Annotated in this window: 6 protein-coding genes, 1 tRNA gene and 4 pseudogenes; all 11 read left to right on the top strand. The window is 45.1% G+C overall.

Annotated elements, in window-relative coordinates; translation table 11 throughout:
* Positions 1-3: 3 nt before the first annotated feature.
* A pseudogene (nuoI, locus tag BKN38_RS12190) lies at positions 4-654 on the top strand (NADH-quinone oxidoreductase subunit NuoI); the annotation flags it as partial.
* Positions 655-907: 253 nt separating this feature from the next.
* Positions 908-1,405 (top strand): annotated as a pseudogene (locus BKN38_RS07100) (NADH-quinone oxidoreductase subunit J); the annotation flags it as partial.
* Positions 1,406-1,593: 188 nt separating this feature from the next.
* Positions 1,594-1,920 (top strand): NADH-quinone oxidoreductase subunit NuoK, encoded by a 327-nt coding sequence (gene nuoK, locus BKN38_RS07095; protein WP_066454622.1) that lies wholly within the window; start codon positions 1,594-1,596, stop codon positions 1,918-1,920.
* A 1-nt stretch (position 1,921) separates the two neighbouring features.
* Positions 1,922-3,925, top strand: a complete 2,004-nt coding sequence (gene nuoL / locus BKN38_RS07090; RefSeq protein WP_066454624.1) for an NADH-quinone oxidoreductase subunit L — start codon at positions 1,922-1,924, stop codon at positions 3,923-3,925.
* Positions 3,925-5,418: pseudogene (locus BKN38_RS07085) on the top strand (NADH-quinone oxidoreductase subunit M); the annotation flags it as partial. The gene nuoL and the pseudogene BKN38_RS07085, both read left to right, overlap by 1 nt.
* A gap of 227 nt (positions 5,419-5,645) precedes the next feature.
* Positions 5,646-7,196, top strand: a pseudogene (locus BKN38_RS07080) (NADH-quinone oxidoreductase subunit N); the annotation flags it as partial.
* A gap of 378 nt (positions 7,197-7,574) precedes the next feature.
* Positions 7,575-9,968, top strand: a complete 2,394-nt coding sequence (locus BKN38_RS07075) for a tetratricopeptide repeat protein (RefSeq protein WP_143000239.1) — start codon at positions 7,575-7,577, stop codon at positions 9,966-9,968.
* 241 nt (positions 9,969-10,209) lie between these two features.
* Complete coding sequence (locus BKN38_RS07070) at positions 10,210-11,634, top strand: phosphomannomutase/phosphoglucomutase (protein ID WP_066454632.1); 1,425 nt, start codon at positions 10,210-10,212, stop codon at positions 11,632-11,634.
* Between the two features lie 398 nt (positions 11,635-12,032).
* Positions 12,033-12,314: an HU family DNA-binding protein gene (locus BKN38_RS07065; protein ID WP_066454634.1), complete on the top strand. Its 282-nt coding sequence runs from the start codon at positions 12,033-12,035 to the stop codon at positions 12,312-12,314.
* Between the two features lie 26 nt (positions 12,315-12,340).
* Positions 12,341-12,417: transfer RNA gene (locus tag BKN38_RS07060), tRNA-Arg, on the top strand.
* A 406-nt stretch (positions 12,418-12,823) separates the two neighbouring features.
* Positions 12,824-14,396 (top strand): cache domain-containing protein (locus tag BKN38_RS07050; protein WP_070957751.1); only part of this gene is annotated, 1,573 nt, incomplete at its 3' end.

The following is a 14,396-nucleotide window of genomic DNA, read 5'->3' as shown; positions in this document are numbered from 1 at the left end:
AATATGAAACGCTATGTAGTTTTACCCAAACGCAAAGAGCCCAAAACTCCCATAGAGCGAGCCATCCGCACGATAAAAATCACTTGCGGGATGGATTTGTTTAAAGGTTTGTGGCTGACACTCAAAGAATTTTGCTCCAAAAAAGTGACTATCCACTATCCAGCCGAGCGCATACCGCTATCGCCTAGATATAGGGCGGTGCATAGCTTGCAGCGACTGCTAGATTCTGGAAATGAGCGCTGCATCGGATGCGGGCTTTGTGAGAAAATCTGCACGAGCAATTGCATACGCATCATCACGCACAAAGGCGAGGATAAGCGCAAAAAAATAGATTCTTATACGATAAATTTGGGGCGATGTATTTATTGCGGGTTGTGCGCGGAGGTGTGCCCGGAGCTTGCTATTGTCATGGGGAGTAGGTTTGAGAATGCGAGCGAGGCGCGCGCGCAATTTGCCAGCAAAAATGAGCTGCTAAAGCCAATAGATGAGGCGAGAAGTTACGCGCAGCAGGAGTTTAGCGGGTTTGGCAGTGTAAGCGCGGATGCGGATAGCAGGCTAAAACCCACGCTGATTTTGTGGGATAAACCGGTGGTGGCAGGCGCGGAAGCTGGTGCTGAAGTAGATTCTGGTGTAGAATCTGGTGCGGGCGCGGAGGCTAGCAAAAAAGTGGATTCTAGTGCAGAAGTAGATTCTGGCGCAGAATCTAGCGCGAGCGCAAAAATAGATTCTAGCGCGCCACAAGAAAAAGCTACGCAAAAAAATGCGTTGCAAAATCCAACAAAAGAGAGTCCAGCGCCACAAAATCCAGCGCAAGAAAAAACGACAAAAGAGAATCCGGCGCAAGACAACCAAACACAAAACAATCAAGCCACGCAAGCCCAAGCGCAAAAACCCCAAGGAGACAACAATGCTTGAAGCTATCGCTTTTTATTTTTTTGCAGTGCTGGTGGTGGCGATGTTTTTAGTCGTGGTTAGCACGAGCAATATTTTATATGCGTTAAGCGCGCTGGCAAGCGGTATGATTTTTGTCTCTGGATTCTTTTTTGTGCTGGATGCGGAGTTTTTGGGCGTGGTGCAGATAGCTGTCTATACGGGCGCGGTTATCGTGATGTATGCGTTTGGGCTTATGTTTGTCGATGCGATGAGTGATATAAAAGAGCGCTATCAAGGCGATTTGCGCCTAAGTGTCATGGTGTTTTGCGTGGCGATTGTGCTTGTTGGGCTATTTAGCGTGCCTATTTATGAGCGGCGCACTATTTTGCTAGAAGCTAGTATGATGACGCAAGATGCGCCAAACACCTTTGAGATAGGGCGCGTGCTCTTTGGCAAATATTTGATAGCGTTTGAAATCGCTGGTGTTTTGCTGCTTTGTGCGCTTATCGCTGGCATCGCGCTTGGGATAAAGCCAAAAATGAGAGTGCGCGATGAGCTAGATTCTAGCGCAGAATCTAATAGCGCAGAATCTATAGAATCTACAAAATCCAGCGCGCCAGATTCTAGACTGGATTCTAGCCTCAAATCTAGCCTTAAATCTAGCGCGCACCCAGCAAAAACCACAAGCGCGCATCACACCACACCAAGCAAAGGCTTATGATGATTACTACACAATTTGGCGAATATCTAAGCGTTTATCATTTTATCGTGCTAGCTATCGTGCTTTTTGGCATAGGGCTTTTTGGTATGCTTAGGCGCAAAAATATTTTACTTTTGTTTTTATCGAGCGAGATTATGCTAAATGCGATAAATATCGCGCTAGTCGCCACGGGCGCTATGTTTCATGATCTCAATGGACAGATTTTTGCGCTTTTTGTCATCGCTATCGCTGCTAGCGAGGTGGCTGTGGGCTTGGGGCTGGTGCTTTTGTGGTATCGCAAGCATAAAAGCTTGGATATCGATCATATCAGCGTGATGAGGGGATAAGATGAGTAGATTTATAGATATTTATACGCTGCAAATACTTTTGCTTGTAGTGCTGTTTGCCCCGCTTGTTGGCGCGCTGGTGGCTGGCGCGTTTGGTATGCGTGGCAAACTCGCATTTATCGGCTGGTTTAATAGCTTTTGTATATTGTGTGCGTTTCTTGCGAGTGCGGTGCTGATGATTGCGGCGATGGAGGGCATCACTTTTGGCGTGTCGCTGTTTGATTGGATAGAGATAGGCGGGTTTAGCGTGGATTTTGGATTCCGCTTGGATGCGATAAATGCGGTGATGATAGTGATGATTTCATTTGTTTCATTGCTCGTGCATCTCTATTCTATCGGCTATATGGAGCATGACAAGGGCTTTAATCGATATTTTAGCTTTCTAAGCGGTTTTGTCTTTGCGATGATGTTTTTGGTGCTTAGTGATAATTTTTTGGGGCTTTTTATAGGCTGGGAAGGCGTGGGTGTTTGTTCGTATTTGCTTATTGGATTCTGGTATGAAAGGCAGAGTGCAAACTTTGCATCCATGGAGGCATTTATAAGCAATCGCATCGCTGATCTTGGCATGCTGCTTGGGATATGTCTGATTTTTTGGGTGTTTGGGACGCTAAACTTTGAGCAAGTCTTTGCTATGCTCGATACGCCGCATGCCGCGCAGAATTTTGCAGAATCTACTTTTGCCTTCGCACAAATGGAGAATCTAAATAGCCTAGATATGGGTGCTAGCGCGGGCGCTGGCATAAATGCAGGCGCGGATATAAGCGCGTCTTACCCTTGGATACTCTCTCTTATAGGCATTTTGCTTTTCATCGGTGCTATGGGTAAATCCGCGCAATTCCCCTTGCATACTTGGCTAGCAAATGCGATGGAAGGCCCCACGCCCGTCTCTGCGCTAATCCATGCCGCCACGATGGTAACCGCTGGCGTGTATCTTGTGATACGAGCGCATCCGCTTTATATGCAGATTCCGCATATTGGCGAGTTTATCGCGTATCTTGGCGCGTTTGTGGCGATATTTGCCGCTTCGATGGCGCTTGTTGGTAAGGATTTGAAGCGCATCATCGCCTATTCTACGCTATCCCAGCTTGGATATATGTTTGTAGCGGCGGGGCTTGGGGCGTATTGGGTGGCGCTGTTTCATCTTTTTACGCACGCATTTTTCAAATCTTTGCTCTTTTTGTCCGCGGGAAATGTGATGCATGCGATGCATGATGGGCTTGATATCACGCGCATGGGAAGGCTTGCTAAGCCGCTAAAATACACGATGATTTTTATGCTGATTGGCAATCTCGCGCTTTGTGGGATTCCGCCATTTGCTGGGTATTTTTCCAAAGATTTGATATTAGAATTTAGCTTTAGCAGCGATTATAAAATCTTGTGGGGGATTTTGGTGTTTGGCGCGTTTTTGAGCGCGTTTTATAGCTTTAGGATGTTTATGCTGGTGTTTTTCGCACCAAAATCTAGCGACGCCTATGACATCCCACATCCTCATGAAGCCTCAAAACTCATGCTTTTTGCGATGTTTCCGCTGGCTATTTTGGCACTTATCGCTGGTGCTTTCCATGACAAAATATTTTTTGCGCTAAATAAGATTCTAGCCTTTGAAATGCCACATGGCTTATTGGATGGGCACACGCTTGCAGGCATTGCGCTTGGTGCTTCAAGTGCTGGGATATTATACGCTTGGGCGCGATATAGAAGCTTTGATTATAAACCAGCTGGTAATTTTTTCTATCGCTTGCTTACAAATCAATACTGCATCCCACAAATCTATCATGCGGTGTTTGTGCGCTTTTTTGGCGCGTTTTGCACGCTGCTTTGGCAAAAGGTTGAAAAAGCTATTTTTGATAAAAGCATCGATGCGGTGGGCGTGGTGCTTTTGTGGCTTTCAAAAATGCTTGGCAAATGCCAAAATGGCAATATTAGCACTTATCTAAGAGTTATGCTCTTTGGCGTGCTTGTCTTGCTTTTGAGCGTATTTGTGCTAGTGCTAGGAGGCAAGTGATGGAATATTTAAATAACTTAGAGCATTTGCTTAGTGTGGTGATTTTCTTTCCTTTGCTTGCTGGTGCGCTGGCACTCATGCTAGAATCTAAAATCGCCAAAATTTTTGGTATCATGAGTGCTGTCATCGAGCTTTTGTTGGTGTGCGCGCTTTGGGCGGGCTTTGATTTGCAAAACGCAGGCATGCAGTTTGTAGAATCGCTTCCTCTTATCCCTTCGCTTGGCATATCTTATCATGTAGGCATTGATGGTATCTCACTAGTGCTAATGCTACTAAATGCGCTCATCATCGCACTAAGCAGCATTTATATGAATGCCAAACACGCGCCAAACCATTTCATCGCCTGCCTTTTGATACTAGAATCTATTTTGATGTGCGTGTTTAGCGCGCAAAATGTTCTGCTTTTTTATATCGGCTGGGAGCTTTCACTCCTGCCGATTCTTTACATGATAGGCATGTGGGGCAGTGGCGAGAAGATAAAAGCCGCGCTCAAATTTTTCTTATACACTTTCCTAGCTTCGCTTATGATGCTTTTAGGCATGCTTTATTATGCGTATTTGCATTTTTTGAAAAACCAAAGCTTTAGCTTTGAGCTAAATGATTGGCTAAATATGCCGCTGCCTAGCGAGTATCAAGCGGTATTGTTTTTTGCATTTTTCTTTGCTATCGCGGTGAAAATCCCTATTATCCCTTTTCACGCATGGCTTCCACATGCTTATGGCAATGCTCCAACACTTGGCTCTGTCGCGCTCTCTGCGCTTTTGCTAAAAATGGGGACTTATGCTATCGTGCGCTTTTTGCTCCCGCTTTTCCCAGATGCGAGCTATGATTTTAGTATGCCTATCATCGCGCTAGCACTTGTGATGATCCTCTATGGCGCGTTTGTGGCATACGCGCAGCGCGATATGAAGCAAGTCATCGCATATAGCTCCATATCGCACATGGGCGTGGTGGTGCTTGGGTGCTTTTCTTTTACGCTGGTTGGGATTGGCGGTGCAGTGTTTATGATGTTTGCGCATGGCGTGGTGAGCGCGGCGCTGTTTATGATGATAGGTATGTTTAGCGCGCGGGTAAATACGCGAGATATCGCAAGTGTAGGCGGGTTTGCGCGCGTGGCGCCGTATTTTTGCGCGTCATTTGGTATCGTGCTTATGGCAAATGTCGGACTGCCGCTAAGCATTGGCTTTGTGGGCGAGTTTTTAAGTATTCTTGGGATGTTTTTGGCGCATCCTATTATGGCGTTTATCGGCGGGATGACGATAATCTTTTCTGCGGTGTATATGCTAAGCCTTTATAAAAGGCTGTTTTTTGGCGCAGAATCTAGCGCGGGCATCGCTAGCAAAAGGCAATTTTTGGATTTAAATGCTAGAGAGAAGTTTATCATCGGTGCATTTATCGCGCTTATTGTGTTTTTTGGCGTGTATCCAAAGCCTTTGCTAAACCTTGCAGATTCTGGTGCAAAAGCGATGATAGACCAAGCGCAATACCGCGCGCAAGCAGAATCTACTAAGCGCGCATTTGGCTTAGATAGCAAGGGTGGCAAGGAGATGCCATCCATAGAAATTATTGATTATGAAACTATGAGCCCCCATATACCAGAATCTAAAAATATAGATTCTGCGGATTCTGCTTTAGATTCTGCTACTTCCGCCACTTCCGCCGCTTCTTCCTCTTCTGTCACGCAAGAAGGCGCGACAAACAATCCAAATAAAGGGCAAAAATGAATTTGGCAAATATAGATTTTTCAGAATTGGCGCTTGGCGCGATTTTGCCTAGCGTGGTGCTTGTCTTTGGCGCGCTTTGTTTGCTTCTCATCAATGTGTTTTTGTCCGCTAGCGCGCATGCATTGCGGCGGCTAAATGTCGCGCTTGGTATGGTGTTTTTAACACTTAGCATTATTTTTAGCCTAAATCTTTCATTTGGAGGCTCGTTTTTTGGGCTTATAAATATCACAGGCATTAGCGTGCTAAGTCAGGTGCTAATGGAGCTTAGCGCGCTTTTGTTTGTCGCGCTTTTTTGGGAGGGAGGCGCTGGTGCAAACGCAAGCAATGTGCGTAGCATAAATGGTGGCATCGCTAGCATAGAGGAGTTTTTCCCGCTATTTTTGCTAATGATCGCTGGCTTTGACATCATGGTATCTAGCACGCATTTGCTTATCATATTGCTAGGGCTTGAGATAGGCTCGCTATGCCTTATCGCGCTTATTGCCCTTAGCGGCAAAAACGCACCAGAATCTACAGAATCTAATCGCAAAGCTTGCGCCAAACGAGATTTTGCCAAATTAGATTCTATTAATTTAGATTCTATTAATTTAGATTCTACTAATTTAGATTCTACCAATTTAGATTTTCGCAAAAGCGCAGAATCCACCAGCCGCGCACTCTTGCCAAGCCTCGCACAAAATCTTGAAATAGAAGCAAGCATCAAATACTTCATCCTAAGCGTGCTTGCTAGCGTGTTTTTCATCTTTGGCGCGTGGTGTTTTTATTTTGCAAGCGCTAGCTTTGATTTGTCTTATATCCAAGAAGCATTGCAAAGCGCGCATTATACTTCTGCGTTTGCGGTGCTTATCGGGCTTGTGTTTATGCTGGGTGCGATTGGGTTTAAAGCATCGATGGTGCCTTTTCACTCATGGATGCCAGATGTGTATGAGGGCTCTAGCGCGCTTATCGCAGGTGTGGTGTCTATCATCCCCAAAATCGCGGCGTTTGCGGTGGCTATCGTGGTTTTTGGCGCGTTTATTGAGATTGGCGTGACTTGGATAAACAACGCCCTATACGCGCTCATCATCCTAACCATCACCATCCCAAATATCGCCGCACTCGTGCAGCAAGATTTAAAGCGCATGCTGGCATTTAGCTCGATCTCGCATTCTGGGTTTGTGCTGGCGTGCGTGCTTATCGATACGCAGATGAGCTTGACTTCGCTTTATTTGTATTGGTTTTTGTTTGCGTTTAGCAATATTGGCGCGTTTGGCTTGCTGTGGTTTGCACCGCAAAGAATGGATTCTGGCGCAGAATCTAAACTAGATTCTATGGTATCCAAAGCAGAATCCGCGCTAGAATCCAGACAAGAATCCGCGCGCTTCACATATCCCATAAGCCGCTTTAATGGTATGCTGAAAATCTCGCCCATGTATGCAATGCTCTCGGCGATATTTTTGTTTTCTTTGGCGGGGATTCCGCCTTTTGGGCTTTTTTGGGGCAAAATCTATGTCGTGATAAGTGCCTTTAGCGCGGATTATCCGCTGCTTACGGTTATTATGATGATAAATAGCGCGATAGCGGCGTTTTATTATCTAAAGCCGGTGGTGGCGATGTTTTTGCGCGCACCAAATGCCAGCGCGCAAAACGCCAAACAAAACGCTAGCGCGCAAAATAATTTCAACGCGCAAAATTTCGACACATCAAATAATTTTGGCACGCCAAATTTTAATACGCCAAACCCCGCGCAAACCCCAGCGCGCGCAGGCATCCATGTCACGACTTTAGGCAAAATCATCATCGGCGGCAGCGCTTTTATTTGCTGTATTAGCATTTTTATGGTTCAATTCTTGCTTGATTTTATAGGAAAATATGTGATTGGGGCTTATTGATTGCGCGAAAAACACTTTTTTGCTGGCATTTGTTGTTTCTGTGGCGCGCTTTTATTGGGCGTATTTACGACTGCCAATGCCCTAGAAATATCTACGACTTTTGGCAAAGAGGGCGGGGAGGATTTCTCTGTGCTTTCTTTGCGTAATGATTCTGCATTCTCCTGCCAAGAAATCACTGATGTGTATAGCAAAGTGCTATCCATAGAATGCGAGATCGCGCGGATTCCAGATAGGGGATTCCCGGGGCTAGAAAATAGCTTTTTTCGCATCAATTATAAAATGATAGATGGGCATTTTTGGCTTTATATTTACCCAAAGCACAAGCAAAAACTCTTTGCCATCCCAAAAGATCCCAAAGCTGATTTTACCATGGATAAAAACCCCCAGCAAAACGCCAAAATATGGCAAATCGTGGGCTATAAAAACAAAATCCCTTTCCTCTCACAAGATATGCAAGACCAAAGGCAAGGGCTAGATTTTCCTGTAAAGATTCTAGGCGAGCAGACGCCATTTATCCCCGAGCTAAATTCTGACAATCGCCCGCTAAAAGCCACAAATAACAAAGACTTTGAGATATATTCGCTAGTGAAGCAGGCGATGGAGCGGCAGGATTATATCTCTGCGATTACAGAGATAAATGAAGCGCTGAAGCAGAATCCAAACTCCGTCTTCCGCCGCGATCTCACTTATGATAGAATCATCGCGACTTCTAAGCTAGAGCTTGATGATAATGAGGTGCTTATCAATCCAGCGCTTGAGTGGGTGAGGGCGTTTGCATCAGATCCGGATGTGCCAGAGATACTCTACATACTTGCCAAAGCCTATGTCAAAAACAATGTGCCAAATGAAGCGGAGTATTATTACAAGCGCATAAGCGATGAATATCCAGAATCCAAAATCGCGCCACTAGCGCAAATGCAGCTGGCAAACCTCGCCAAAACAAACTCGCCAACGCGCGCTAGCATTTATTTCCAAAAAGCCTACACCGAGGCAAAAGACATTCCAAGTGCTAGCGAGATAGCCGCGCAGTGGGCGCTGTTTGAAGCAGAGCAGAGAGATATGCAAAGCGCGCAGGATTTGCTCCAAAAAGTGCTAGATAATTATCCGCGATTTTTTGTGGATTCTCTAGCGCAGACTCAAGAAATCATCGAAGCGCTAATCGAAAATGAAGACTACGCCACGCCTGCTAAAATCGCCCAAGTCGTGATAAAAAACGCGCCAGATATCGCCACAAAAGAGGAGTATAGCTTTAGGCTAGGTGAGTATTATGCCAATGCGCTAGATTTTGATAAGGCGCATGAGTATAATCAAAGCTATATCAAAGAGTTTGAAGAAGACTACAAAGATAGAGCGAAACTCGTGCAGGATAGGGATGATGAGATTTTGTTTGCTATAGGTGGCGATGATGTGGATAAACTCAAACGATACGCCTATATCATCACAAAATACCCAGATACCGATGAGTCAGCCAAAGCAAAAGAGCTAAGCGCGCAGATTTTGCTAAGCGCGCGCAAATACCAAGATGTGATGAGTATCTATGAAAATGACCCGGATAATGCCTACCGCAAAAAAGCCATAGAATCCATGATAAAAGACGCCGCCGCCAAAAAAGAATGCGCTAGCATCGTGCCATATCTCACGCAAAATGTGCCCTATGAGCTAAGCGCGCAAGAGAAGCTTTTTGTCTTTGATTGTGCTAGCGGGGCAGGGCTAAATGCGAGTGCGAAATACATCGCTCAAGGCATGGTAGAATCTAGCAAAACCCAAGATGCGCGCCTAGAGTGGCTCTATCGCGTGGCAAACAATCTCTACAATCTGGGCGAATACAAAGATGCCTCGCTTGCCGCGCGCGATGCGCTTACACTTGCTATCAACCAAAAAAAGCATTATGACATCGCTTTTACGCTGTTTGATATCCTAAGCGCGCTAGATTCTAGGAATGAAGCCAAAAAAGCACTGCCATTTCTGAAAGAGCATTTTGCAAATGACGCAAGGATACTACCGGTGTATGCGACGCTTTTGGGCTATTCTATAGATGAAAAAGATAGTATGAGTATCGAGCTTTATGCGCGCGATATTATCAAGCTTCAAAGCGCGCTAAAGACGGATGAATTCACGCCTTATGCGGAGTTTGCGCTGGCAAATGTATTGCGAGAAAATAAAAATCTTGCCCAAGCGCTTAGCACGCTAAAACCCCTAGAATCTAAACAGCTAGACAAAGAGGATAGCCAGCAGCTTTTCTATCGTATCGCTAGCATTTACAACGCGCAGGCAAAGCCAAAGGAGGCGCTAGAGTATTTTGATAAATGCGCACAGATTGACACGCAAAGTGAGTGGCGCACGCTTTGCGTGCAGGCAAAAGAGCTAATCGCGGGAAATGCTGGCGCGGGCGCGGGCGCGGATTCTAGCGCGAAAGCAGATTCTGAAGTGGAATCTAGCCAAAACTAGCAAAACCACCAAACCCAAATCACCAAGCCTAAATCACCAAATAAAAGCTTGCTTTAGATTCTGTTGTGTATCGTGGTGTAGAATCCAAAATCTAGATTCTAGTGCAGGCGCAAAAGCGACAGCATAGATTCTAGCCAAAAAAGCAAGCTTGCTGCTTGTATAGAATCAAAAGGCAAGCGCGCCAAACCAGAATCCAAAGCGCACCATACCACACCATGCAAACCACCAAAAAGGAGCAAATATGCAAAATCTAGATATGAGTATCTTTCGAGAATACGATATACGCGGGATTTATGAGGAGAATCTAACCCGCCAAAATGTCTTTGGCATAGGCTTTTTGCTAGGCAAATACATCGCCGACACCACGCCAGAATCCACCACCATAGCCATAGGATACGATGCGCGCGTGCATTCGCCTGTGCTTTTTGAATGGCTGAAAGATGGGCTTTTGGCGAGCGGCTGCGAGGTGGTGTTTATGGGGATGATACCCACACCGGTGGCGTATTTTGCGACATTTCAAGAGGATGTGCCAAGCGGGCTAAAATCTAGCATCCGCCACTCTGTGATGATAACAGGCAGCCACAACCCGCCACAATATAATGGATTTAAAATCACTATCGATCGCAAGCCTTTTTATGGCGATATGATTAGAGCGCTTGGCGAGCGACTACAAAGCACTGACATCGCCTATCAAGCAAGCCAAAAAGAAGTGCAAAAAATAGATATGCTAGCGCGCTATCAAGACTATCTTATCAAGCATTTTGCGAGGCTTAAAGATTTCAAATACGAAGTGGTGTTTGACTATGGCAATGGCGTGGGCGCGATAGGGCTAGAATCCGTGCTAGATGCGCTAAATATCAAGCATGTAAGCCTCTATGAAAAGCCAGATGGCACCTTCCCCAACCACCACCCAGACCCAAGCGAAGCCAAAAACCTAGAATCTGTCAAATCCTATATGAAGGCACATGATTTGCAAATCGCAATTGCCTTTGATGGCGATGCAGATCGCGTGGCGCTGATGACGCCGCGTCATGATTATAAAGGCGATGAGCTGGCTATCCTTTTTGCTAGAGATATCGCCAAAACCACGCCAAACCCCATAGTCATCGGCGAAGTGAAATGCTCGCAAGTGATGTATGATGAGATAGACAAAATAGGCAAAAGTGTGATGTATAAAACAGGGCATAGCAACCTAAAAACAAAGCTAAAAGAGCTCGGCGCGCATTTGGCAGCGGAGATGAGCGGGCATTTGTTTTTCAACGATAGATATTATGGCTATGATGATGCGCTGTATGCGGCACTGCGCGCGCTAGAGCTGTTTGTGGGGCGCACGCCTAGCGAGGTGGAAGGCGAGATTCTAGCGCTTCCGCAGTATTTCTCGACACTTGAAGAGAAAATCCACACCACAGAAGAGGTGAAATTTAAAACTATCGAGCGACTGAAATCAAGGCTTGAAAGTATCAAAGCAGAGTCTAACGCCAACTTCCCGGCGATAAAAGACATCATAGACATCGATGGTGTGCGCGTGATATTTGATGAGGGCTGGGGGCTTGTGCGCGCTAGCAACACCACGCCCGTGCTTGTGACGCGGTTTGAAGCGAGAAGCAAAGAAAAGCTAGAATCTTATAAAAATAGCATTCTTAAGCTTTTGAAAGAGATCGGCTAGGCGCTGTTTTGGCGCTTGGCTGGCGTTTAGCTTGGTGCTGGTTAGCGTTTGGCTTTGGCATTGTTAGCGTTTTGCTGGTGTTTTGCTTGGCAAATTTTTGTGCTTGGCTAGCTTTAGTTTGGCAAAAATTAGCGTTTAGCCTATGAATTTTACGCCTCGTTGGTTTTGGCTTAGCGATGATTCGCGCTTGGCAGGGCGTTTAGCGTAGCAAAATAGCGCTTTGCTAGTGTCAAAATTGCATAAAAATGATTCTCAAAGATTGGCTAATATCGATAAATAGGGCGCTAAATCAAAAAATTTACACAAATTTTACGCAAAAATCGCGTAAAACCCTTGATTTTGTGGGATAAAGTGGCTAAAATAGGCGCGCTTTAAAATTTCATCCAAAAGGAGATACCATGAATAAAGCAGAGTTCGTAGATCTAATAAAAGACGCTGGAAAACTTCCTAGCAAAAAAGACGCTGAAACAGCAGTAAATGCGTTTATCGCAGCTGTTGAAAAAGCGCTAAGCAAGAAAAAAAGCGTTGAGCTTGTAGGCTTTGGTAAATTCGAAGCTGTAATGCAAAAAGGCAAAACAGGCAAAGTTCCAGGGACAAACAAAACTTACAGCACAAAAGATAAGTATGTTCCTAAATTCAAACCTGGCAAAAGCCTAAAAGACCTAGTAGCTAAAAAATAAGCTACTCCCCCTACCTATGGGGGCTTGTCCCCGTAGCTCAGCAGGATAGAGCGTACGATTCCTAATCGTAAGGTTGTGGGTTCGAATCCCGCCGAGGACACCACCTGCTTTTATCTTTATTATATACGTTTGTCTTACTTCTTTTTTGTCTTTCTGTATTTTTGTCTCCCGACATTTTATTTACTTAATTGTAGATTTTTACGATTTAGTAGCATCGCAACAGCAAAACCATAGCTGCGACAAAGCAACGACAAAACGCCAGCGCCACAGCGACAAAACACCACAGCAAAATCGCACAAAACACCGCGTAGATTCTGCATTTTTGGGTATTTTTTGCATATCTTGTAAAAAAATTAGCAATTTCTTTACAATCTATCGCACTTTAAGCCAAAAAGTGATAAAATCGCGCACTATTTTTATAAATAGCATTCAAAACGCGCCAAAGCGCAAATAAATCGCGTCTAATAGCGCACAAATCCGCGAATAGCTCGCAACACAAGGGGTGAAATATGCTACCAATTTTTCGCAATCTAGGCATAGGCGCCAAGATTATGTCATTTGTATCCGTCATCGTGGTGATCGGGATTCTAGTCCTATCGCTCGTCGTCTCCAGCCAAGTATCCACACAGATAAAAACCAGCGCTGAAGACATCATCGCAAACGCTTCTAGCAAATACGCAAACTACATAGAAAACTCCTTCGCCGAGATCTATGCCATCACTTCCAGTGGCTCCGAGACGCTCAAAGAGATGTTGCGCCTAGCACCGCTTAGCAAATCCGATATGCCAAGCACTTTTGAAGCGGTGCTAAAATCATCGCTAGATAGCGTGACCGCCGCCAAATATGGATATATCTACCTGCTAGATTCTCCCGAAAATTTCGCCAACCACAACAAATCCTTCGTCACCAGTCGAGGCAATATCGTGCTGATTTATGAAGACACCGATTTGAATAATATAGGCGGGCTAAGACTTGTCAAAGCAGATGAAAGTGTGGTAAATTTCCCAGTCGTGCAAAAGATAGTCAAAACCGCTAAATATGGGGATTCTGTATCCTTTGGCAAGCCTTTTATGGCGCGCGTCAATGGCGTGGAGTTTGAAGCGGTGAATGTCGTCGCTCCTATTTTTGATAGCAACCAAAAGCTAGTCGGCGTGTATGGCTTCGCTATTGATATAAGCAAAATTTCTGACTTTATGCTAAACCCCAAAGATACGACATTTGAAGGCGAGGTAAAGGGCTTTTTCACCCAAGATGGAAGCATCGTAGCGCACACTTTGAGCGAATATATACTAAAAAACATCATGGATGTAAATAACCGCCCAGAATCCAAAGAGGCTTTCCAAGCAGTGCTAAATGGCGAAAGCGATGTGTTTGATGACTACATCACGCTAGAAGGCAACGACAGCTACGCCAGCGTCTCATCTTTCAAAACACAAGATGGCTCCGGATTCTCCGTCCTAGTGACCGCGCCCAAATCCTCCGTACTAGCGCCACTTTATAAGCTAGAGCTAAGCATACTTGTCGTGTCGCTTATCGTTTTGGCGGTGATTTTGGTATCGGTGTTTTTCTATGTGCGAATCGTCGTGATTTCTAGATTCCCATTGATTCTAAAAACGCTAGATATGTTTTTCAAATACATCAACCACGAAGGCAACGAAGTGCATCACATCAAAGTGCATGCCAATGACGAGCTAGGCAAAATAGGACAAATCATCAACCAAAATGTCGATAAATCGCGAGAACACCTCGACCGCGACGCCGAGCTAGTCAAAGAATCGCTAGCTGCGATAGACCACGCCAAAAATGGCTACGCAACCAAGCGCATAACCATACAAGGCTCAAATCCACAGCTAAACACGCTAAAAGATTCTGTAAATCAGCTCCTAGAGCTTCTATCCACAGGCGTGGGCAACGACCTCCACGAGCTAAATCGCGTATTTGACAGCTTTGTCAAACTTGACTTCTCCACCCAAGTAGCAAACGCACAAGGTAGAGTAGAAGTAGTCACAAACACACTAGGAGAAGAAATAAGAAAAATGCTAAAAACTTCTCTAGACTTTGCAAACTCTCTAAATAATCAAA

The sequence above is a fragment of the Helicobacter sp. CLO-3 genome (assembly GCF_001854545.1).
Lineage (GTDB): Bacteria > Campylobacterota > Campylobacteria > Campylobacterales > Helicobacteraceae > Helicobacter_B.
Note: the sequence above shows the minus strand (reverse complement) of the source record. Positions and strands in the feature narration are given on the sequence as shown.